Source organism: Aquirufa nivalisilvae, assembly GCF_003143535.1.
GTDB classification, from domain to species: domain Bacteria; phylum Bacteroidota; class Bacteroidia; order Cytophagales; family Spirosomataceae; genus Aquirufa; species Aquirufa nivalisilvae.
This window is the reverse complement of sequence record NZ_CP029346.1, coordinates 1470510-1496343: the sequence shown is the minus strand read 5'-3', so window position 1 is coordinate 1496343 and position 25834 is coordinate 1470510. Positions and strand designations below refer to the sequence as shown.

Sequence of the window (25834 nt, the reverse complement as noted above, 5' to 3'; positions counted from 1 at the left end):
AGCCGGATAAATTTTCACTACTAACTACAAATTTAAGCTTTAAAATGGCTCTCCAAAACTCTTAAATTTATTTTTTCGATAAAATTCAAATATAAATTAGCCTTAGTAAATTGCAGCTTCAAAAAATATGTCAATTATGTCTCAAAAATCGAATGACTTTCTGTACGAATATTTAAATAATGCTTCCCCTACTGGTTTCGAAATGTCAGGTCAAAAAATTTGGCTAGATTATTTAAAGCCTTACTTAGATGAAAAAATCATTGATATATACGGAACAGCGGTGGCTGTCATTAATCCAGGGAAACCATATTCTGTCGTAATAGAGGCTCATGCCGATGAAATTTCGTGGTTTGTCAACTACATCGACGAGAATGGATACTTGTTTTTACGTAGAAATGGTGGATCTGATGCCTTAATTGCACCATCTATGCGGGCGAATATTCATACTAAGGACAAAGTAATCAAAGGTATTTTTGGTTGGCCTGCCATACACGTACGAGATACGACAAAAGACAAGGCGCCTACAGTGAGTGATATCTTTATCGATTGTGGGGCATCCAATAAGAAAGAGGTGGAGGAAATGGGGATCCATGTGGGTACAGTTGTGACTTTTGAGGATGGACTCATGGAATTGAATGAAAAATATTTGGTTGGACGTGCTCTTGATAATCGTATAGGAGGCTATATGATTGCTCAGGTGGCCAAACGATTGAAAGACAATAACATTGAATTGCCTTTTACTTTATACGTGGTAAATGCAGTACAGGAAGAAATTGGATTACGTGGTGCCGAAATGATTGTGAAGCGATTAAAACCAGATTTAGCCATCATTACGGACGTGACACATGATACACAATCACCCATGTACAATAAGAAGACTCAAGGTGATATGGCCTGCGGCAAAGGACCAGTGATTTGTTATGGACCAGCCGTTCAAAACAATGTAAGAGACTTCATTATCGATATTGCTAATGAAAACAAGATTGATTTCCAAAGACAAGCTGTTTCTAGATCCACAGGAACTGACACAGATTCTTTTGCTTATGCTACAGAAGGTGTAGCCTCAGCCTTGATTTCTTTACCATTGAAATACATGCACACCACAGTTGAAATGATAGCCAAATCCGACATGGAAGCTGTTATTGACTTAATTTATGCTTGTTTATTGAAGGTAAAAGGAAATGAAGATTTTAGATACTTTAGTTAATCAATTTAGAATGTAAAATGTAGAATGTAGAATTATCACTTATCAATTAGTAAAAAAACAAATAACATAACAAGTCATTCTACATTCTACATTCTTAATTCTACATTTATCTCAGGTACCGCTCAAAAAACTCATATGTCCTCAACATCTGATCTAAGCGCTGACGGTTATTGCCAGCTCGAGTAATTTCATGCGTAGCACCTGGATGACGGACATATTCAACTTCACGCCCCATAACTTTTAAGCTTTTATACAACATTTCCGATTGAATCACCCCTGTTCTCAAATCTTGCTCTCCGTGAAATATAATCAAGGGCGTTCTGATATTTTGAACATAGGATAATGGCGACTCTTTGTCCAATATAATCCTAGTTTGTTTTTCCCATGGATAACCTCCAAAATAATTTGGAACCAATCTCCAGGCATTACCTTCCCCAAAAAAAGTGGACAACTCATATACGCCACGTTGTGAACAAGCCACTTTAAAGCGGTTCGTATGGCCTAACATATAAGAAACTAAATAACCTGCATATGATCCACCTGTTACAGCTAGTTTAGTTGTATCAGCCCATCCTTCTGAAATTCCTAAATCTAGAGCCTGCATCACATCTGACATAGGACCTTGTCCCCAATCTTTCATATTAGCCCCCATAAATTCCGTTCCATAACCACCACTACCTCTAGGATTGGAATAAACAATGCCATAACCTTTAGCTGCAAAATATTGAAATTCATGCCACATACTGGCTTCACCAGTCCCCCACATGGCAGTTGGTCCACCGTGGATTTCTAACAATAAAGGGTATTTTTTCCCTGATTGAAAATCAACAGGTTTCATGACCCAATAATCAACAACTAAGCCTTTCTTATTTTTAAACGATTTCTTGGTGGCTAAACTCAGCACTTTATCTTTCAACCATACAGCATTTAATTGTGTCAAAGCTATTTCGTTGGGATTGTTTTTTGAGAAATAATACAATTCAGAAGGATTCGAAATCTTTGTTTTGGCATAGATAAACTGCCCTTCATTTTGATCGAAGCCTAATACTCCATCTTCAGTATTACTTAACGTATTTAATTTATTATTGGTGATATCATATTCAAAAAGAGGTACTCCACCGTGATCTTGAGCAGTAAAATACAATTTCGATTCATCCTTAGACCAAGACCATTGTGTTATAATTCTATCCAATGGAATTATCTTTTGATAATAAGCTCCTGGACTTAGGGCAATGATTTTAGCCACAGGACTTGGTATGCCTCCGACTTTTAACTCAAAAAAAGCCAAATATTTACCATTGGGAGAAACAGAGAGATTGGTATAACGATAGCCTGGTTTTTCTACTAAAGTTTGGAAAGATTTCGTGCTAACATCATATAAAGCAATCACGTTATCTAGTACTTTGTCAGGGTGTTTTAAGGTATCAGATGGCATACATACCACAAATGTATTCCCACCATGTAGCTCTTTCATTTCGTCTATTCTCCGATAAGGATTGGATAATAAAGTAGGTTTAGTACTTCCTGATAAGGGAACTTTAAAAAATGCAGCAACCTCTAACTCACTACTGGTGGTACTTTCTTCTTGAAAATCCAATTGATTAATGACTTTGGCCTTTTTATCTTTTTCATTCTGGATTAAATAAGCCCGTATTTCATCGATATTTCCATTGGGATTGGGCTTAATTGATTTGGTTTGAAAACTTGTCCAATCATATCCAGGCTTTTCATGGGTCCATGAAGGAATCCATCTTGATTTATTATATAAAGAATCTGATAAAAATTCTTTGACAGATATAGTTGAACTAAAATAGATACTTTGCCCATCTTTTGACCATTCTGGAGCTGCAGCACCATATGGGATGGATGTGATAGAATATGCTTCTCCCCCTTTTAAAGGCAGCAAAAAAACTTGTGGTTTGTTATCAGTAGCTAGTCTGACAAAACTAATAAACTGACCATCGGGACTCCAGGAAGCAGATGCAACTGACAATTTACCTGATGTCAAGGCCCTAGTTTCTTTCGTTAGCATATCTCCAAGAAATAAATGCGTTTGATAGGTATACTCCCCCTTTTTATCGGGATCATCCAAGATGGATTTAACTAAATAAATATACTTTTTCCCATCGGGAGAAAACTGAGGTTGTGAAACTGTTTTGATTTTTAGTAAATCAGTTAATTCAATTTTCTGACTTGTTTGTGCCGTTAATGAGAAAATGGCTAATAAGAAGACAGAGAGAATAAGTAATTTTTTCATATTTGTTGATTTAAAAGTATAATCCGTTCTTTTTTATTTCAGTCAAAGCATGAGCTTCGTGTGCAATTAATTGATCTAATTCTGGAATAAAAGATTGATGCTCCACTCCATAATATTTCTTAGAATAGCTTGGTAAAACTTCATCAAAAATCAATTTAACTCGAGGAACATGATATTGAGAAGTTAGTATATTAAGTGATTGAATGGAATAATTTTCGATTACTAATTTGCTTTTGACTGCATCATCAACTGTATTGGAAGATAGTGCCAGAGGTAAAAAATAGTCCTCAGCTACTCCTCTTGATGCCAACTCCTGTTTCAATAGAGCTGCATGTGCCCAGGGACTTGTATTAAAGTGAGCACCAAATCCACCAGTACAAAGTATAGGACGAGCTTGGATTTGAAATAATTCCCAGCAGTAATTTACCCGATCCATAGCGATGGGGCCTAATTGACCATTAGGTAAATTGGGGGATCCTAAGATGATAAGTACTTCTTGAAATTGCATAAAAAAAGGCCTCCAAATTGGAGACCTAAATTTATTAAATATTGTTGCAATTAAAGCAATTTCAAAATTTCTTCCCCAATTGCATCAGTGCCTAAAATCATAGATGGATCCGTTGTTTTATCAGCGATATCACGTGTGCGGAAACCTTTCTTCAATACTTGATCGATGGCAGAAATAATGGCTTCTGACTCTTCCTTTAAACCAAAGGAAATATCCAACAATAAAGCTGCTGATAAAACAGAGGCCATAGGATTAGCTAAACCTTTACCTGTAATATCATGAGCAGAACCGTGAATAGGCTCATATACGCCAGTTCCATCACCAATAGATGCCGAGGCTAACATTCCCATAGAACCTGCAATTTGAGATGCTTCGTCTGTTAATATATCTCCAAATAAATTAGCCGTAACAACTACATCGAAACGAGTTGGCTCTTTAATTAATATCATAGCCGTAGCATCCACAAATTGGTATTCTACTTCTACGTCAGGATATTCTAAGGCCAATTTCTGAATTTCTTCTCTCCACAAACGAGATGATTCCAATACATTGGCTTTATCAACCGAAACTAATTTCTTACGACGAGTTCTAGCTGCATCAAATGCTTTACGACCGATACGTTGAACTTCATAGCGGCTATATTCAGCTACGTCATAAGCTGTATCACCATTATTTTTACGTCCTTTTTCACCGAAATAGATATCTCCCGTTAGTTCACGGAAAAACAAAATATCAGCTCCTTTTAAGATTTCAGGTTTAATACTTGAAGCTCCTAACAATTCATCAAATAATTTAATGGGACGTAAGTTGGCATATAAACCTAATTCCTTACGCATTTTTAATAATCCTTGCTCAGGACGAACCTTTGCGGATGGATCATTGTCATATTTTGGATGACCTACCGCACCAAATAATACGGCATCTGAATTTCTCATCTTTTCCAATGACTCAGCTGGAAGTGGATCTCCCGTAGCTTCAATCGCTACGTGACCAATTAAAGCTTCATCATAAGTAAACTCATGATTAAATCGAGCTGCAATTTTGTCTAAAACTTTTTTACCTACAGCGGTAACTTCTTGTCCAATTCCATCACCTGGAACAATTAAAATATGCTTCTTAGCCATTTGTATTATTGTATGTTACTAAATCAAATTCAACATTTTTTGAGTTGCCTTAATGGCAGATACAGTTTGATCACAATCCAATCCACGGGTTATTAATTCTTTACCTTGATGAGACCAGGTAATAATGGTTTCACAAAGTGCATCAGAATCTCCTCCAGGTGGAATCCGAACAGCATAATCTTTCAATTGCGCCAATTTCTTACCATTCTTTTGGAATATAATCTCTAAAGCATTCACAAAAGCATCATATTGACCATCACCTTGGGCATGTTCTTCATAAACTTTTCCATCAATGGAAATCTTCAAGGTTACTGAAGGACGTAATTCTTTACTATGTGTTAAGACATAATTCAGTACTTGAACACGCTCTTCGATAGCCGAACTATCAAGAACATCTGAAATAATATAAGGCAAATCATTAGGCGTCACCACTTCTTTACGATCACCTAATTCAATGATGCGTTGGGTTACTTTCTTCAAATCTTCATCTGATAATTGAATCCCCAATTGCAATAAATTGTTTTCGATATTGGCCTTACCACTGGTTTTACCCAATGCATATTTACGCTCACGCCCGAAACGCTCAGGCATTAAATCATTGTGGTATAAATTATTCTTTTTATCTCCATCAGCATGTATACCTGCTGTTTGAGTAAATACATTCTCCCCTACAACAGGCTTATTAGCAGGTATTCTGAAACCAGAAAACGTTTCTACTAACTTACTAACCGAGTATAATGATTTCTCCTCAACCGAAACCTCAACATCTTTTTGATAATCATTAATGACCGCAATGACACTGGCTAAAGGTGCATTCCCTGCTCTCTCTCCCATTCCATTCACTGTCAAATGCAGTCCATGAACCCCATTTCTAACAGCTTCAAGTGCATTGGCCGTTCCTAAATCATAATCATTATGAGCATGAAAATCAAAATGAATATTGGGGTAACGGGACACTAATTCTGAGATAAATGCTGCCACTTCAGAAGGAATTAAAATTCCTAAGGTATCTGGCAACAAAATACGATCAACGGGTAAAGTACTTAAAAAATCCAAATAGGAAATGACGTATTCTTTTGAATTACGCATACCATTTGACCAATCTTCTAAATACACATTTACCTTTAAGCCTTTGGATATAGCTAATCTGATGGTAGCTTCTACTTCACTAAAATGCTGCTCCGGCGTCTTTTTTAATTGAAATGTCAAATGGTTTAAAGAACCTTTGGTTAATAAGTTCATCACTTTAGCACCAGCATCTAACATCCAATTGACCGATGTTCCACCATCGACAAATGTCAACACTTCCACTTTATCCAAAAGACCATTTTTATCAGCCCATTCGGTGATTTTTTTCACAGCTTGAAATTCACCTTCCGACACACGTGCCGAGGCTATCTCAATGCGATCAACTTTTAATTCAGTCAAAAGCAATTGAGCTATCGTTAATTTTTCACTGGCAGAAAAGGATACCCCGCTGGTTTGTTCACCATCACGAAGGGTGGTATCCATAATTTCAATATGACGTTTCAAGGAATTATCGATTGGAAGCAAAGGAAACGATTTCATCTTTCATAGCTTGTAAATAATCTATGTCGTCAAAACCATTCAATAAATTATGTTTTTTATAACCGTTGATATCGAAACTTTCAGAAGCTCCTGTGGAAACAATGCTAATACGCTGTTCTTCCAAATTCACTTCTAATTCAGCCTTAGGGTCTTTTTCAATGGCTTCGAAAATCTGATGTAAAAATTCTGGACTAACTTGTACAGGTAAGATACCTACGTTTATGGCATTACCACGGAAAATATCCGCGAAGAATGAAGAAACCACACATCTGAAACCATAATCGTATATAGCCCAAGCTGCGTGTTCACGGCTACTTCCTGAACCAAAATTCTTCCCTCCAACTAAAATCTTTCCTTGATAAGTAGGATTATTTAATACGAAATCAGCCTTAGGTTGGTCATTTTTATCGTATCTCCAATCTCTAAATAAATTATCGCCAAATCCTTGGCGCTCAGTAGCTTTTAAGAAACGAGCTGGGATGATTTGATCTGTATCTACGTTCTCTATTGGTAATGGAACAGCAGAACTTTTTAATATACTAAAACTATCGTAAGCCATAATGGTCTAATTTAAACAACTTATAAAAACTCTCTAGGATCTGTAACTACACCGGTTACTGCAGCCGCAGCAGCGACTAAAGGACTAGCCAATAAGGTACGAGAACCTGGTCCTTGACGTCCTTCGAAATTACGATTGGAAGTACTCACTGCGTACTTTCCAGCAGGTATTTTGTCGTCATTCATAGCTAAACAAGCAGAACAACCCGGTTGACGTAATTCAAATCCTGCCTCAGTCAGAATTTCAAAAATACCTTCATCCTTAATTTGCTTTTCAACAATATGTGAGCCAGGAACAACCCATGCTGTTACATGATCTGCCTTCTTACGGCCTTTCACGATAGAAGCAAAAGCTCTAAAATCTTCAATACGACCATTAGTACAAGAACCAATAAACACATAGTCTACCTTCTTACCAATCATGGCATCATCTTCAGCAAAACCCATGTAATCTAGGGATTTTTCATAGGTAGCAACTCCACCTTCAACATCCGTAGCTTTAGGAATATGTTTTGAAATACCCATTCCCATTCCAGGATTGGTACCATAGGTAATCATTGGCTCAATGTCAGATGCATTGAAATTAATCACTTGATCAAATGAAGCACCTTCATCCGTTTTCAAAGTCTTCCAATAAGCTAATTGCTTATCCCAATCAGCACCTTTAGGAGCTAATTCACGACCTTCGATATAATCAAAAGTTGTTTGATCCGGGGCAATCATACCACCACGTGCACCCATTTCTATCGATAGATTACAAACTGTCATTCTACCTTCCATAGACATGTTTCTAAATACATCTCCAGCATATTCTACAAAATACCCAGTGGCACCAGAAGTAGTTAATTTAGATATGATATATAAAGCCACGTCTTTGGGCGTCACTCCTTTACCTAATGTACCATTTACATTAATGATCATTTTCTTAGGCTTAGGCTGCATGATGCATTGAGAAGAAAGCACCATCTCAACCTCAGAAGTACCAATACCAAATGCAATAGCACCAAACGCTCCATGAGTAGAAGTATGAGAATCTCCACAAACAATGGTCATACCTGGCAAAGTAATACCATTTTCTGGTCCTACTACGTGAACAATACCATTCTTTGGATTTCCTAAACCCCAGTGAGAAATACCATATTTACTTGTATTTTTCTCTAACTGCAACAACTGATTAGCCGACAAAGGGTCCTCAACAGGCAAATGCTGATTAATTGTTGGAGTGTTATGATCTGCCGTAGCAAAAGTTCTTTCAGGAAATAATACACCAATACCACGTGTCTCTAAACCTAAAAATGCCACAGGGCTAGTTACTTCGTGAATGAAGTGACGATCTATAAAAAATACGTCTGGACCATCTTCGATCTTACGAACGACATGAGAGTCCCAAACTTTATCAAAAAGGGTACTGGGAGAATTGCTCATTATAATAGAATTAAATAATTACCTAAATCAAGCTACAAAAATGCTACTTTTTTCAGGAAATTCAAAGGTTTAATTGCTCAAAAACAGAGTTTGGCCATATAATATTTGGCAGATCAAGCCTTATAAGGAGGCTCGCGAAATCAGGCAGAAAGGATTTTCAATATGAACTTTAGAATTTGTTTTGATTAATTCCGCTGCTGTTCTGCCCAATTGAGCAAAATCCGTAGATATGGTACTAATACCTTTAAACAATAGCCTTTTCAAAGGAGTTTCATTGTAGGATATTAAACCAACATCCTCTCCCAAAACTAATTCTTTTTCTAAAATCTTCTCCAATAACATAATCAAGTCATCTTCCATGACATTGATATATGCCTCTCCAACAGCGGGAGTTATGGCATTAGCAGATGATACGATATCCATATCAAAGGCAAAATCTCGACAAAAATTAGTAAAACCTGTCACAATCTCCTGAGGATAATATGACGTATTCGGGAAAATCATTTTTAAAACATGGTACTTACTTAAATCGTCCTTGGCTTGAATTAAGGCAGAATAGATGTCTTTTTCAAAATTTTCATATACTGCCCCAAAGTTGCCTTGAATACCAGGTAATAATTTGTCCAGTAAAATCAACTTCTCTTTAGGTAATTGATTAATTAATTCTCTGGCACTTTGCTCTCCTTCCATAAAATGAGGAATAATCACGATATGTGAATAATCTCGATCTCTGGATTGAATAATCTTCTTAAATAAGTTAAAGTCGTTATTATAAATATAAAAGTCAATTGTCGCATTTTCCCCCATAGCTTCTACAAAGGAATCATACACTAATTTCTTGTGACCACTTAACTTGTTGAATAACAAGAATATACGAAAATCAACTGGCAGCTTATCGATTTTAATGAAAAATCCTTTTCCTCGCACAGAGTCAATGACTCCTTTCGATTTCAAATAATTATATCCCTTCTCAACGGTGATTCTTGAAATATAATATTCAAAACTAACTTCATTAATGGAAGGTAAACTTTCTCCCTTTTTAATGCGCTTATTACGAATTCCTTCAATGATGGAATTCGCCAACTGTTGGTATTTGGGTGTTGATGAAAACTCATCAATATGGATGACATCAAGAATGTTAGAATGACTCATTTATAAAGAATTACCTATACCTACAATGATAACGGATACCAAAATTACAACAATTCCTGCCATTACTGTCCTTAATGTTTGCTTAGAAACTCCTTTCCACTCCTTAAAATACAATCCCCAGAAATTAGAAGTTAAAATAATGGTAGCCATGTGTAAAATCCATGAGCTTGCCCCATTGCCTAATTTACTTTCTCCCATACCATAAAAGAAGAACTGAAGAAACCAGGTAGTTCCTGCCACGGCAGCAAAAGTATAGTTTCTACGTAAAGGAGATTCACTATTCAGGTAATCTCCAAAAGATTTATTGGTATAATTTAAATACATACACCAAATGAAATTGGTAGTAAATCCACCCCAAAGTACCACGATGAATATGACATTATTTTGAAATAAAGGATCACAACCCTTAACTATGGCTTCATTGGCCATTAATTTACCTGCTTCAATTCCAAAATTAAAACAAGCACTTAATAAACCCGATATAGTGGCAACAATTAAACCCTTAACCAAATTAAACTCTTTGATACTTTCTTTTTTCTGCTCATCAGATAGCTCATTCTCCTTCATCATTCCTGCTTTTCCACAGAGATATATACCGAAAATACACACTACAATTCCCAACAATACCAGTCTACCACCTGTGCTTCCTGCGATTTGAGAGAATGTAACACCTTCCATTCCAGAGAATTCACGGTAAATAGGAGGCACTAAAGCTCCAAAAATACTACATAAACTTAAGGCGATGGACATTCCCAATGACATACCTAAATAGCGCATGGCTAAACCAAAAGTCAATCCTCCAATTCCCCACAAAACTCCAAATGCATATGTCCAAAATAAAGTGCTCGAGTTAGCTTGCTGGATAATTTGCATGAAATCAGGAATAGTCAAGTAGGCTGCTACAAAGGGAACCAAAATCCAAGAAAATACACCTCCTACAATCCAAGCACTTTCCCATGACCAAACTTCAATCTTGCGATATGGAATATAAAAACTACCCGAAGCAAAGCCCCCTAAACTGTGAAACAACAAACCTAATAATGAACCCATTTGATCTATTTATTAATTATTTTGAAATATTCTTATGAAAGCACAAATAGGAGCATTTCTATCCTAAAAAAGAAATAGGCCTCTCCCATTTATCCATTTAATAAACCAAATTGAGGCTTTTGCTTCAAAATTGGTTCGCTAATGTAACAGAAGAATTGATAAAAACAATTCAAGGCAGGCTAATGAAAGTGCTATTTATTATTAAATTAAGCCTATGAAAAGTAAAACTGCTCCTCTTGCTGTCTTCTCTGTAGTCATGCTACTTATTGGCTCATCCTTTTTCATTCCTCAGTCTAACGAAGACTGGCCATCCTATCTAGGTGGATCTGACAGAAATCATTATTCTCGATTGACCCAAATTAATTTGGACAATGTCAAGCAATTAAAAATGGCTTGGACCTATTCAAATGGTGATTCAGGACAAATTCAAGCAAATCCCATCATTATTAAAGGTATATTATATAGTGTGAATGCATCTGTTCAAGCTTTTGCTCTAGATGCTGCTACAGGAAAAGAAATTTGGCGATTTGGAGATCCATTGAAAAATTGGGCAAGTACGAGTCGTGGAGTCAGTTATTGGTCAAATGGAGAAGAGTCACGAATCCTGTATACTGCTGGACCCAATTTATGGGCATTGAATGCTAAGACTGGAAAGCCAATTCCTTCTTTTGGTCAACAAGGTAAAATTGATTTACACACGGGTTTACCCGATATAGCTAAAGACAAATTTCTTGTATCTAATACCCCAGGCACCATTTATCAGGACTTGATTATTATGCCGCTCCGACTTTCTGAAGGAGAAGATGCTGCACCAGGTGATATTCGGGCATTTGATGTCAAAACAGGAAAACTTGTATGGACATTTCATACAATCCCTTACCCTGGAGAATATGGCTATACAACATTCCCTAAGGATGCATATAAAAATACATACGTAGGTGCCGCCAATAATTGGGCGGGTATGGCTATCGATGAGCAAAAAGGAATCCTTTTTGTTCCTACGGGTTCCGCGGGATATGATTTCTGGGGTGGAAATAGACCTGGTACTAACCTATTTGCAAATTGTTTGATAGCCCTGGATGCTAAAACAGGAAAACGAATCTGGCATTTTCAAACTACTCACCATGATTTATGGGATCGGGATTTACCTGCACCTCCCAATTTAATTCGAGTAAAGCATCAAGGAAAATACATCGATGCTGTAGCTCAAATCTCAAAACAAGGTTTTGTATTCTTATTCAATAGAAGTACGGGGAAACCTTTATTTCCTATCACAGAAAGGAAAGTTTCCACACATGGCCTACCAGAAGAAAAGCCTTGGGGCACCCAACCCTTTCCCAGCAAACCAGCTCCATATGCTCGACAGTCATATGAAATTAGTCATCTGGATGTTAGTCCATACGCTGAAAACAAAGATGAATTAATTCAACAGCTTAAGAAATTCAAAAAAGACTTTTATGCCCCACCTAGTGAAGTCGGGACACTCATATTTCCTGGCTTTGATGGCGGTGGAGAATGGGGTGGAGCAGCGGCAGATCCTGAAAATGGGATTATATACATCAATAGTAATGAAATGGCTTGGGTTCAAAAAATGGAAAATCAAGCAGAAAAAGAAAAATTAAAAATAAGTAGTGCCAAAAGGCTTTATCAAAATTATTGTCAAAGTTGTCATGGACCAGAATTGAAAGGAAATAGCCTAAGTGGTTATCCATCATTGATCAATATTTTTCAGCGGCGGGATAAAGCATTTGTCAAACAATTAATACAACAAGGTAAAGGCATGATGCCAGGATTTACTCAATTAAAAAATACTGAAATTGATGCCATTATTTCATTTTTGGGAAATGAAGATAAACAGGAAGTAGTTAGTCAAAATTCAAGTACTAAAAGTAAAATCCCATACCGAATGGCTGGGTATAATAAATTTCTCGATTCAAAGGGGAAACCAGGTATTAGTCCTCCTTGGGGTACATTAAATGCCATTGATTTAAACACAGGTGAATACTTGTGGAAAATCCCTTTAGGAGAAGATATTGAATTAGCCAAACAAGGAATTAAAAATACTGGAATTGAAAACTATGGAGGGCCCTTGATAACTTCCAATGGTTTACTATTTATTGCAGCTACCAAAGATGGGAAATTCAGAGCTTTTGAATCAAAAACAGGTAAACTGGTTTGGGAAACCCTTTTACCTGCTGCAGGATTTGCTACACCTTCCACTTACATGGTTAATGGAAAACAATATATTGTGATTGCTTGTGGAGGCTCAAAATTGGGAACACCTAAAAACAATCAATATGTGGCTTTTGCTTTACCTTAAATTATAAATTTCGATTCAAAAACTCATTTCTCCAATGTCCTTGAGGATCTAAACGCTTCGCTAAAGCCTGAAAATCCTTAAATTTTGGATAACGAGCATGTAGTTTCTGGGGACTCAAAGTAAATAATTTACCCCAATGTGGTTTTACTTCATACGGCTCTAAAGCTGCTTCAATTTTAGGTAATACAGCCATTACATTTTTGGTGTCAGGCTTCCATGTAAAATGTATAGCAATAGTATCTTGTTGATAAGCAGGACTTAACCAAAGTTCATCTGCTGCCATACTTCTAATTTCAGTCACAAATAAATAAGGCACAAAAATAGAATGTATAGCTTCTACGGCCATGATGGCTTGATAAGCATATTTTCTAGGAACAAAATACTCTGCCTGTAATTCTGCCCCATTACTAGGGGTAAATCCCATTTTAAAATGCGGAAGTCGCTCATACCAAGGACCCGAAATTCCCATTTGATCCGTGCAATTAACGGGAGAATTAATTTTGATTGGGTGCAAATGAGTACTAGCTGCAGTGGCGCCAAAATACGTATTTACAGGGTGGATATTTTTCGCATCTGTACGTTTCTTAATCCACAATTGATTAATTAATTTTTTCTCCCAATGTGTAAACATACTTACTGAATAACCTTCTTGATATATCTCATCAAAATGATCTTTCAATTGGTTCATCGATAAATTTTCAAAGACAAACTGACTAACTTCAAATTTCGGTTGAATTGCTAGAGCCATTTTGGTTACAATACCCAAAGCACCCAGGTTCACAACGACGCCATTAAAATCGGGATGACCTTGCTCCCATCTTTCCAAAGTTCCATCTGCCTTCATCATTTCAATGCCACGAACTGCCGAAGACAAATTACCATTTTTATCTCCTGAACCATGAGTAGCCGTAGCACATGCTCCTGCAACCGAAATATGTGGTAAGGAGGCTAAATTGTGTAGAGCAAAACCTTCTTTGTCTAATAATAAACCAAGCGTTCCATACTTGATTCCTGATTCAACCCAAACCCACATCTTTTGACGGTCAATGGATAGTAGTTTATCCAATTTTGAAGTAGAAATCAGTGTATCTGTTGAATTAGCAATGGTATTAAATGAATGTTTAGAGCCTAAAGCTTTAGGTTGTTTAGCGGCTAACACTTCTTTTCTTAATTCTTCAATGCTTGTAGGGTATACTATCTTTTTTGCTGAATAAGTCAAATTTCCCGCCCAGTTAGTTTCTGAAGTAGCAGGAATATGAATTTGACTGGCCATAAAAAGAATGCTAGATTGTTTAATAAATTCTTGACGGTTCATGTTCGTATTTTTACACAAACCAATCTACAAAATATTCTAATTATTCTATTTTTAATCTTAAAAAATATAGGCTCAAAGAGCTATTTCATATGATTAACATAAATAAATGATTGAACATTTGGCTTGCTTCCTTTGAAGTCGATAAAATAGAAATAAACTCCATCCGCTATTCGTCCATCTCCAGCAACAAATGATTCTTGCTTCGATATCTCCCCACCCCAATCATTTTTATAATTGTCGGTTTCGTACACAATATTACCCCAACGGTTAAAGATGGTTAAATGGTGGCTTGGCATACTCATAATTCCAGGAATCACAAACTTGTCATTCACCCCATCACCATTAGGTGAGAATCCTTGCGTCATAAAGATCTCACATACATCTTTATCTTTACTATTAGGTATACCATCATGATCACAATCTGGAAGTGCCCCATAGTTTAAATCTTCTTCTAATTTATCTGGGATTCGATCTCCATCATCATCTGGATCTAAATAATCTGGAATACCATTTTTATCCGTATCCAAAGGATGCAAAGGATCTGGGCCAACTTCATCCTTATCTGGGATTCCATTATTATCTGAATCTACATCGCGGTAATCTGGTAAACCATCTCCATCAGTATCAGCTGGGCTATTGGGATTTTTACCTGCCTCGATTTTATCTGGAATTCCATCTCCATCTGAATCCAAGTCGCGGAAATCAAAAACATCGTCTTTATCCGTATCTAGTGGTTTAACTGGATCAAGACCTACCTCTACTTGGTCTGGGATTAAATCTCCATCAGAGTCTAAATCTATATAATCTGGCAAACCATCTTTATCTGTATCTAAGCTCGTTTCCATTTTATCCAAAATAGTATCATTATCAGAATCAAAATCTGTATAATCGGCTTTACCATCTTTATCTGTATCTACAGGAATCAATGGATCTTTACCTGCTTCTATTCGGTCCAAAATACCGTCATTATCAGCATCCAATTCACGGTAATCAGGAATATTATCTCCGTCTGTATCCTGAGGTTTCAATGGAGTTAAGCCAGCTTCAATAAAATCTGGTATACCATCATTATCAGAGTCTGTATCTCGGTAGTCATATTTAGGTAAGCCATCCAATTGAATATCATCATCTGTATTTAATGGCTTAGTTTTATCAGCACCGGCTTCTATGCTATCTAACATACCATCATTGTCAGAATCAAGATCTTGGAAATCATAAATTCCATCTTGGTCACTATCCAATGGACTTTCTCCATATTTCCCTGCTTCCAATGAATCCAAAATTCCATCTCCATCACTTTCTACATCTAAATAATCCCAAATACCATCAGAATCTGTATCTAAAAGTAAAAATGGTCTTTTCCCAACCTCAAGAACATCAAGAATCCGATCGCCATCTGAATCCGTATCACGGAAGTCATCCTTACCATCCTTATCCGTATCCAATGGTTTCCATACGTCGCTTCCTACTTCCACTTTATCTGGAATGGTGTCATTGTCCGAATCTAAATCCAACATATCTGGAATTCCGTCGCCATCCGTATCAACTGGTTTCGATAAATCCTTACCTGCCTCGATTGCATCTGGAATACCGTCACCATCAGAATCCGTATCCTCAAAGTTTTTCAAGCCATCTCCATCCGTATCCCAAGGTTTATTGCAATCTCCTACTTCAACTATATCTAGGATACCGTCTCCATCTGAATCTGTATCACGGAAATTGGCCAATTTATCTTGATCCCAATCTGCCCCTCCTTCTACTCCGTCTGGAATACAGTCATTATCAGAATCTAGATCTAAGAAGTCAGGTGATCCATCCTTGTCTGTATCTATCACTGCTTTGTATTCGCCACGATCATCCCAACCGTTATCATTGTCGTCATTCGAATTATCGCATTCTCTACACTTATCTTTTCCTTCCCATGCATCTGGTATACCGTCTCCATCCGAATCTGCATCTAAATAATTTGGTATACGATCTCCATCATTGTCCGTATCTCGCTCATCGCTATCTCCTAACCAATCTCCATCCGAATCTTTATCTCGGTAGTTTGGTTTACCATCTTTATCTGGGTCATTCGTCAATTCTATCTTATCTGCGATTCCGTCTCCATCAGAGTCTAAGTCGATATAATCTGGTGTTCCGTCCTTATCTGTATCAGGTACTGGTGCAGGGTTACCTTCTAAGAAGTCAGCCAATCCATTTCCGTTCACATCTGGTGCAGATCCATTTTTATCCACACGGCCATCGTAATTGTCATCGATTGTTCCACGCTTATTGTCTGTTCCTTCCCATGCATCCAATATTCCGTCATTATCCGAATCGATATCCAAGAAGTTCATCACTCCATCTCCATCCGTATCGTATGATCTTTCTTGAGAATCCAAGATTCCGTCGTTATCAGAATCCAAATCCAAGTAGTTGGCATGACCATCTCCATCGCTATCGATGTTCTTCTCAATCATGTCTAAGATACCGTCGTTATCCGAATCTGGATCTAAGAAGTTAGGAATACCATCTGAATCAAAGTCTTGGCAAGATCCTGTTCCTAAATAGCCTCCGTTACACTCCATTTCGTTTGAAATACCATCGCTATCGCAATCTCCTGCAAAATATTTGGCATAACCAACACTTCCTCTTGGAGGAATATATCCTGCTACTCCACCTGAACATGCATTCGATGGTTCAACGTCAGTTCCATTTGGAGATCCATCGCCATCGCAATCCATCGCTTTCCATGCTGAGGATGTTTTAGATAAAACAAATGAACTCATCAAATAGGAACAGCCGTCGTTTACATCTGTCTTATCTATTAACTCTTGTTCATCTGTCACACTATCGCCATCTGAATCTGATGCCACCATCACTATTTCTGCCGTTTGCACAGAAATCCCAACACTTGGAGTAATCGCAATTTGAATAGAGCCTGAAATAGCATTTGGGAACAAATTACCCAAAACAGAAAAATTGGCGACGCCATTAACATAATCTGTTGATCTATTTAACACGACAGTCTTTTGATCCTTTATAATTCCCCCAACAATTAATTTCACTACGATTGTAACGGGGTTCAAAGCTGCATTAAAATCAATAATTGTATTTCCATAAGTATCTATGGCTGTCATAAATCCTGAAATCAATTTTCCTGCATCTTGTTTTGGATCTAAATCATATTTGAAAGTTGAAAAATCAGCGGCAGTAACATTCAAAGAAAATTTGTCAGCAATATTATTAGATGGTGTACCGGAAGAATTAATTGCTTGTAAAAGTGCTAATTCCGCATTAACTAAAATCAATTGAACATTAGCTTCGCCATTCACAAAATTTACAGAAAAACTAGACCCAAATGCATTCATACCACTCTGCACTAAGCTAAATTGAGTAGAAGTAGCATTTGATTTACTCGTAGAAATATCCAAATCAGTCGTGATGCTATTGGATATTTTCTTAGTTGATTTGTCTTTACTATTAAAAACTACTAGTGAAAGTGGCGAGATTGAAGGTAAACCTGCTTGAGGAATATCAACCCCATTAGGTGCTTTATTGGCTCCCCAAAACTGTATCAATTGAGCACTTGACAAATTCGTACAAATATTCCCAAATTCATCTTTTGCAATAACTTTCACTGTAATTGGGCTCCCTGCTCTTGTTATTGATTGGGTAGAAGTAACATAATATTTGTATGGATTCCCTGGCGAGACTATAAAGGAATTAGAATCTCCTACTTTCCCATTTAAATTACTTGTATTCAAAGACGAGGCAAGTGCAGTAATTATCACTCCTGACTCACTTTTATTATACGACCAATTGGTAAAAGTAACAGCATTTTGTCCGGTAAGTAAATCAGCAGTAACAGTTCCAAGAATAGTCCCAGAACCCGATTTTACAGACAAAGTTATTCTTCCATTTTCATTTGAATTAACCAAATTACCTGATGCATCCACTAATGAAACTGTTACTGTTTGCGATGTGCCTGCAGAAAAGGATGATATAGTAGATAATGATAAACGAGAAGCTACACCAGAATTAAAATTAATAGCAGAACTCGTAACAACTGTTCCACTTGCAGGGGTAAACGTGAATGTTCCTGAACCAACCGCTCCTGTATACTTCAAGCCTAAGCTACTCAAGTTCGCTACTCCACTCACAAAGTCTGATGCACTATTTAGTTTATTCGTGCCACTTAAGCCACTGATACTACCACTTAAGCTCGTGCTTACAGTAATGTTATTTGTTGAGGCATCAAAGCCTGTCACCACGTTGCCATAAGCATCCAAGGCTGTTAAGCTGTTCGTTCCTGTAAAGGCTACTCCGTTGATCTGTGGTCCCGCTAAGCTCAAGGCTAATTTGCTGAATACCGCTGGGCTAACACTCACACTCAAGCGATCTGAACCACTCGTTGTTACTGAACCATCAGTAGCTACGATCAAGGCCGACTCTACTTTGTATAAGCTCATGCTTACTGTTGCTACTCCATTCGTGAAGCTCACACTAGTCGCGGTACCAAAGTCTGTACTCGCTACTGTTGGATTAGTTGCAGGGCTGCTTGATGCATTAGCTCCACTGAACGTAATCGATTTAGCTCCCGTATAAGCTGTCGCTGTATTTCCACTCGCATCTTTGGCTGTAATCGTGATGTTTTGACTACCACCTGCTGTCTGAGTGCCTGTTCCAGTAACAATGAACTTCGTAGCAGATCCTGCTCCTATGCTCACACTGCCACTCGTTACTGCCGTTCCGCTCGCTGGAGTGAACGTGAATGTGCCTGTACCGGATGTTCCGGTAAATGTTAAGCTGCTAATGTTAGCTACTCCACTTACAAAGTCGCCCGCATTGTTCAACTTGTTGGTACCTGATAATCCACTGATTGACCCTGTTAAGCTCGTGCTTACCGTGATGTTATTGGTTGAGGCATCAAAGCCTGTCACTACGTTGCCATAAGCATCTTGTGCTATCAAGCTATTCGTGCCGCTAAATGCTGTACCACTCGTCTGTGGACTCGTCAAGCTTACGATTAATTTGCTGAATGATCCTGCACTTACTGATACCGATAAGCGGTCTGAACCTGCTGCTGATAGACTGCCATCCGTAGCTGCTAATACCGCCGATTCTACTTGGTACAAGCTCAAGCTCGCTGTCGCTACTCCATTACTAAATGTCACATTCGTCGCTGTGCCCACATTCGTGCCGCCCACTGTTGGGTTGGTCACTGGACTGCTTGATGCACTAGCTCCACTGAATGTAATCGACTTAACTCCCGTATAAGCTGTTGCGGTGTTGCCACTCGCATCTTTCGCTGTGATTGTTATCGTTTGACTAGTACCCGCTGTCTGTGTACCTGTTCCGGTGATAATCAATTTCGTTGCCGTACCTGAATTAATCGTCAATGACGATGAGCTTACTGGTGCTCCGGTAGCTGGGGTAAACGTGAACGTTCCTGATCCCGACTCTCCTGTGTATTTCAAGCCTAAACTTGTCAAGTTCGCCACTCCACTCACAAAGTCTGAAGCACTATTCAATTTATTCGTGCCACTTAAGCCTGTGATACTTCCTGTTAAGCTACTGCTCACTGTCACATTATTTGTACTCGCATCAAAGCCTGTCACTACGTTGCCATAGGCATCTTGTGCTGTCAAGCTATTCGTGCCACTAAATGCTGTACCACTCGTCTGTGGACCAGCCAAGGCCAAGCTAAACTTAGCAAATGTCCCTACTGATACGCTTACTGACAATTCTCCTCCTCCACTAGATGTTAAGCTACCATCGGTCACACTAATCGAAGCGGACTCTACTTTATACAAGCTCATGCTCGCTGTCGCTACTCCATTCGTGAAGCTCACACTTGTGGCTGTGCCAAAGTCTGTGCTTCCTACTTTTGGTGCTGTTGTTGGTGATGCTGAACTATTAGCTCCAGAGAACGTTAAATCTTTACTTCCACTATAAGAGCTTACTGTGTTACCATTCGCATCTTTCGCCGTGATTGTAATCGTTTGACTCGTGCCTGCTGTCTGCGTGCCACTTCCTGTGATCACAAACTTGTTGGCTGAACCTGGGTTAATCGTAATGCTTCCACTTGTTACGGCTGTTCCGCTCGCTGGGGTAAACGTGAATGTTCCTGAACCTACCGCTCCTGTGTACTTCAAGCCTAAGCTACTCAAGTTCGCTACTCCACTCACAAAGTCTCCTGCATTGCTCAACTTAGTCGTGCCACTTAAGCCACTGATACTACCACTTAAGCTCGTGCTTACAGTAATGTTATTTGTTGAGGCATCAAAGCCTGTCACCACGTTGCCATAAGCATCCAAGGCTGTTAAGCTGTTCGTTCCTGTAAAGGCTACCCCATTGATCTGTGGTCCTGCTAAGCTCAAGGCTAATTTGCTGAATACCGCTGGGCTTACACTCACACTCAAGCGATCGGAACCACTCGTTGTTACTGAACCATCAGTAGCTACGATCAAGGCCGACTCTACTTTGTATAAGCTCATGCTTACTGTTGCTACTCCATTCGTGAAGCTCACACTAGTCGCGGTACCAAAGTCTGTACTCGCTACTGTTGGGTTAGTTGCTGGGCTGCTTGATGCATTAGCTCCACTGAACGTAATCGATTTAGCTCCCGTATAAGCTGTCGCTGTATTTCCACTCGCATCTTTGGCTGTAATCGTGATGTTTTGACTACCACCTGCTGTCTGAGTGCCTGTTCCTGTCACAATGAACTTCGTAGCAGAACCTGCTCCTATGCTCACACTGCCACTCGTTACGGCTGTTCCGCTCGCTGGGGTGAACGTGAATGTGCCTGTACCGGATGTTCCGGTAAATGTTAAGCTGCTAATGTTAGCTACTCCACTTACAAAGTCGCCCGCATTGTTCAACTTGTTGGTACCTGATAATCCACTGATTGACCCTGTTAAGCTCGTGCTTACCGTGATGTTATTGGTTGAGGCATCAAAGCCTGTCACTACGTTGCCATAAGCATCTTGTGCTATCAAGCTATTCGTGCCGCTAAATGCTGTACCACTCGTCTGTGGACTCGTCAAGCTTACGATTAATTTGCTGAATGATCCTGCACTTACTGATACCGATAAGCGGTCTGAACCTGCTGCTGATAGACTGCCATCCGTAGCTGCTAATACCGCCGATTCTACATGGTACAAGCTCAAGCTCGCTGTCGCTACTCCATTACTAAATGTCACATTCGTCGCTGTACCCACATTCGTGCCACCAACTGTTGGGTTGGTCACTGGACTGCTTGATGCACTAGCTCCACTGAACGTAATCGACTTAACTCCCGTATAAGCTGTTGCAGTGTTGCCACTCGCATCTTTCGCTGTGATTGTTATCGTTTGACTTGTACCCGCTGTCTGTGTACCTGTTCCGGTGATAATCAATTTCGTTGCCGTACCTGAATTAATCGTCAATGATGATGAGCTTACTGGTGCTCCGGTAGCTGGGGTAAACGTGAACGTTCCTGATCCCGACTCTCCTGTGTATTTCAAGCCTAAGCTTGTCAAGTTCGCTACGCCACTCACAAAGTCTGAAGCACTATTCAATTTATTCGTGCCACTTAAGCCTGTGATACTTCCTGTCAAGCTACTGCTTACTGTCACATTATTTGTACTCGCATCAAAGCCTGTCACTACGTTGCCATAGGCATCTTGTGCTGTCAAGCTATTCGTGCCACTAAATGCTGTACCACTAGTTTGTGGACCCATTAAACTAACAAGAAATTTACTCATCCCCGAAGGACTAACAATAACTGTCAAACGATCAGATCCTGTAGTGGTAATTGTTCCTTGGGTGGCTACGATGACCGCTGTTTCTACTTTATATAGAGTTAAAGCAGGTGTGGCTACTCCATTCGTGAAACTCACACTTGTGCTCGTGCCAAAGTCTGTGATTCCTACCTTGGGTGCTGTAACTGGCGATGCAGAACTACTAGCACCAGAAAATGTCAAATTTTTAGTCCCGGTAAAAGCCGTAACGGCCTGACCCAAAACATCCACTGCTGTAATGGTTATATTTTGTGATGCTCCAGCTGTTTGAGTACCGGTACCAGTAATAATAAATTTAATTGCTGCACCTTGAACAACTTCTAAAGATAGATTAAATGATGTAGAACCTCCTGAATTGGTAGCTGTTACAACATAAGTGGCTGAAGAAACTATACTGGAAGGTGTACCACTAATAATACCTGTATTGACATCCAGTGTTAAACCAACAGGTAATATTGGACTTACCGAATAAGTAATATTTGAACCCGTAACTGTAGGACTAATACTGGTAACAGACTCTCCTCGATAAAAAGTAGCAGGAGAAGAATAACTAAATCCTGAAGGAGGAATATCATTTACAACCAAATTAAATGTTGAAGTAGGAGAAACACAACCTGTACCAGAATTCCTGACTGAAAAATTAAAATTATAAGTATTGAGTGCTGAATTAACTGGTATACCTACCGATATAGGACTTGAAACTAAACTCGAATTAGTCAAAGCAGTAAATCCACTTAATGCTGTTGTTCCAGTTGTTAATGTATACTGATCTGGGGAATTAGTAGAAGCAGTATATGGAATTAAAAAACTAGTTGCTGATCGATAAACCGAAGCAATGGAAGACAAAGTAACCGTAGGACGTGGAATGGCAGTGGCTACAACTGCCGTTCTACTACTCTCTGGACATCCTGTTAATGCGGCTTGAGCATAAAATGTAGTAGTAGATGAAAGTACTGGTGTGGTAAAAGAAGCACCACTCGAATATACACTTGCTCCTGTAGTTCCATCAAACCAATTTACGGTACCAGTTGTACCTATGGCTGATAATGTTGCCGAAGTAGTTTCGCATGCACTTCCTGCAGTTATACTTTCTAGGCCATTGACTGGTGCAACAATCTTGGTTCTTGTATTTGATACGCAGCCCGACGTACTATTTCGACTTTCGACATAGTAGATAAGTGGAATACTTGTAGATGGTGTAGTTATGGTATTGGTCCCGGTAAAAGCAGCTGTTCCACCTGATGAACTTGTATACCAATCTCCAACAATTCCACTCGTGGCAGAAATAGATAAATTCATCGTACCAGAGCCACATATGGAATTGGGACTTGGTGGAGTTAATTTATATATACTTTTAGTAGTAGTTGCATTGGCTGCCACATATATTGCCCCTTGTGCATCAAAGGTCATTCCTTGTGGAGCATTAATGCTATTAGCATAAGTTGTGATCGTTCTGTCTGTTGCTACTTTTCTAATAATTGAACTCGCAAAGATGCCATAAAACAAATTCCCATTTGAATCACGAATTAAATCAGTAATGTTGGTGTTGACAGAGGTGGCATAAACGGAAACGCTCGTTCCACTTGGATTAATTTTTAATATATTGGCGGCACCTCGATTCGCCACATACATATTTCCATCAGGATCAAAACATAAACCAAATGCATTATTGATTTGTGAATCACTGCAAAACGTAGAAACTACCCCACTTGGAGTAATTTTATAAATAACATTTCCAGTAGTGGTGACATACAAATTATTATTACTATCTACAGCAGAACCTTGTGGACTGGTAATAGAGGCAAATACACTCATGGTATTAGTACTGTATTCCATTTTCACAATACCATTAGCTTGAGGCATAATTATGTACACATTTCCCAAATTATCCACATTTAAAGAAGATATTGCACTATTGGAAAGCCCTCCTAAAGGCAAACTACCTGAGGCTGAAATGAGAGTTCCAGAGGTAGAATAAATTTGAATAACTGGAGCATCACTTACTTTGGGAGCATATAAATAGGAGTTTAGAGGATTAAAAATTAATCCTTTTGAACTGTTTGAGGAGTTATAAGAAAATTGAAGATTATTGGAGACCGTTCCGACTGATTGCGTCGGAGCGTTTGGTAAAGCATTAACTATAGCTAAATTTTGACTTATAAACCCTGTCGATGAAATAACAACGTTTCCAGCTCCACCTGTAGTTTGTTTAACATATATCGTGGTTTCATTAACGACACCACTTGACTGTGTTAAAGTTACGGATGCAGTATACGTACCAGAAAGGCTAGTAGAAACTGTATATCCTGTTGGTGCTGTAACAACAATATTAGCACTTAATCCTTTACCCGTAACTGTAAATTTTTCAGAGCAAGTTGAAAAACCCGTTGAATTAACTTCAATAATTGGAATACCAAAATAGGTGTTTTCAGTTAATTCCACTTTGATTCGGTCAGCCATACTTAAGGTAGCTGGAAATGAAATTAGCTCAGACCAACCACCGCCACCAGTAGTATGCTCATTCAAACGATCTCTTCCAATGTTATCCCAACTTGTTCCAGAATTCGCCGTTTGGGCTTCCACTGAATTTATGCCTAAAGAGGTATTCCAAACTGCTGAAGCGATTGAAATGTTAAGTCCATTTTGGTATATAGTCCCACTTCGAATAGAACTTGAGGCTAAGGTAGAGCTGAATAATAAATTAGTAGAAGATCCAGAATTCCAATTATTATTCGTTGCATCTCCCAATAAAAACCCATTTCCACTGGATTGAAATTTATTGACAACTATCACTTGTGCATTGGTTGATACCGCGCTTGAAAGAGCTAATGACCTATAATCTGTACCTGAAATAGTGCCTGAAAATCGAATGAAAGGTTTATTTCGTTCTAAAATGATTGAACCTGCACTTACTAACTGGGGTTGATTTGTACTTGAAGCTTGACTTAAATCGTTTCCGTTTCCTGATTGATCATACCATTTGGACACAAAAACATCTGTTCCTGCATAAAAGCTGGCAAATGTAAGTGTTGCTCCTATACTTAAACCAGAACTTCCAGCAGATACTACTGTACAAATACTAGAAGCACTTAATTCATTATTCGAATCAAAACCAATATCGACAATGGCATTATCACTGGCTCTTCTAACTTGGATGATTTTTCCTGTATAAGAAGTACTTAATTTTCGTACAGAAAAAGCCACACTTGCGGGTGATGAGGCGGTTAAGTTTAATAAATCAAGGGGAAATTGTGCAAAAGCCGAAAAAAAAGAAGACGTTAACACAAAACACAATATGGACAGAGTCCGTACTGACTTTTGCAGCATACTTTATAGTTTTAAAAGAAACACAGGTTGTAATGAGCAAATTTATTAAATTAATTTACTAAAGCCGTCGACTATTTTAAATTGAGAACATAATAGTCTAATTAGTCTATATCATTAGTATTGGCCTATTTTACAATTTGCTTTATTTTACGGTAATTAATAAAAAATATTATTAATCATCTTTTTACATATATATCCTTCCAATTCTAGGATTGATTTTGCTTTTCATTTGTAAGATGGAAAAATGATTTTT

General features: G+C 38.4%; 12 protein-coding genes. 2 read left to right on the top strand and 10 right to left on the bottom strand.

Annotated features, from left to right (window positions below):
- The first annotated feature begins 136 nt into the window (after positions 1-136).
- A complete protein-coding gene (locus tag HME7025_RS06585) occupies positions 137-1207 on the top strand; it encodes a M42 family metallopeptidase (RefSeq protein ID WP_109322870.1) in 1071 nt (356 codons plus the stop codon).
- Positions 1208-1313: 106 nt separating this feature from the next.
- On the opposite strand, the gene HME7025_RS06580 is transcribed toward HME7025_RS06585, so the two are convergent.
- The 8 genes from HME7025_RS06580 to rhaT form a co-directional block, all read right to left on the bottom strand.
- Entirely contained in the window at positions 1314-3464 is a 2151-nt protein-coding gene (locus tag HME7025_RS06580) for a S9 family peptidase (RefSeq protein ID WP_109322869.1), read from the bottom strand.
- A gap of 10 nt (positions 3465-3474) precedes the next feature.
- Positions 3475-3972 (bottom strand): YdcF family protein, encoded by a 498-nt coding sequence (locus HME7025_RS06575; RefSeq protein ID WP_109322868.1) that lies wholly within the window; start codon positions 3970-3972, stop codon positions 3475-3477.
- A gap of 50 nt (positions 3973-4022) precedes the next feature.
- Positions 4023-5096 (bottom strand): 3-isopropylmalate dehydrogenase, encoded by a 1074-nt coding sequence (leuB, locus tag HME7025_RS06570; RefSeq protein WP_109322867.1) that lies wholly within the window; start codon positions 5094-5096, stop codon positions 4023-4025.
- An 18-nt stretch (positions 5097-5114) separates the two neighbouring features.
- Positions 5115-6665, bottom strand: a complete 1551-nt coding sequence (locus tag HME7025_RS06565; protein WP_109322866.1) for an alpha-isopropylmalate synthase regulatory domain-containing protein — start codon at positions 6663-6665, stop codon at positions 5115-5117.
- Positions 6634-7224: a 3-isopropylmalate dehydratase small subunit gene (gene leuD, locus HME7025_RS06560; protein ID WP_109322865.1), complete on the bottom strand. Its 591-nt coding sequence runs from the start codon at positions 7222-7224 to the stop codon at positions 6634-6636. Before leuD ends, HME7025_RS06565 begins: the two co-directional genes overlap by 32 nt.
- Positions 7225-7244: 20 nt before the next feature.
- A complete protein-coding gene (gene leuC, locus HME7025_RS06555; protein ID WP_109322864.1) occupies positions 7245-8648 on the bottom strand; it encodes a 3-isopropylmalate dehydratase large subunit in 1404 nt (467 codons plus the stop codon).
- Between the two features lie 120 nt (positions 8649-8768).
- On the bottom strand, positions 8769-9800 hold the full coding sequence (locus tag HME7025_RS06550) for a GntR family transcriptional regulator (protein WP_109322863.1): 1032 nt from the start codon (positions 9798-9800) through the stop codon (positions 8769-8771).
- Positions 9801-10850, bottom strand: a complete 1050-nt coding sequence (rhaT, locus tag HME7025_RS06545; RefSeq protein ID WP_109322862.1) for an L-rhamnose/proton symporter RhaT — start codon at positions 10848-10850, stop codon at positions 9801-9803.
- A gap of 214 nt (positions 10851-11064) precedes the next feature.
- On the opposite strand from rhaT, the gene HME7025_RS06540 reads away from it, so the two are divergent.
- Positions 11065-13170, top strand: coding sequence for a pyrroloquinoline quinone-dependent dehydrogenase (locus HME7025_RS06540; protein ID WP_109322861.1), 2106 nt, complete (start codon positions 11065-11067; stop codon positions 13168-13170).
- A 1-nt stretch (position 13171) separates the two neighbouring features.
- Here HME7025_RS06540 and HME7025_RS06535 read toward each other — a convergent pair whose 3' ends face one another.
- Together HME7025_RS06535 and HME7025_RS06530 are read right to left on the bottom strand one after the other, a co-directional pair.
- Positions 13172-14485 (bottom strand): D-arabinono-1,4-lactone oxidase, encoded by a 1314-nt coding sequence (locus HME7025_RS06535; RefSeq protein WP_109322860.1) that lies wholly within the window; start codon positions 14483-14485, stop codon positions 13172-13174.
- Positions 14486-14565: 80 nt separating this feature from the next.
- Entirely contained in the window at positions 14566-25581 is an 11016-nt protein-coding gene (locus HME7025_RS06530) for a T9SS type B sorting domain-containing protein (RefSeq protein WP_154401943.1), read from the bottom strand.
- Between the last annotated feature and the right edge of the window lie 253 nt (positions 25582-25834).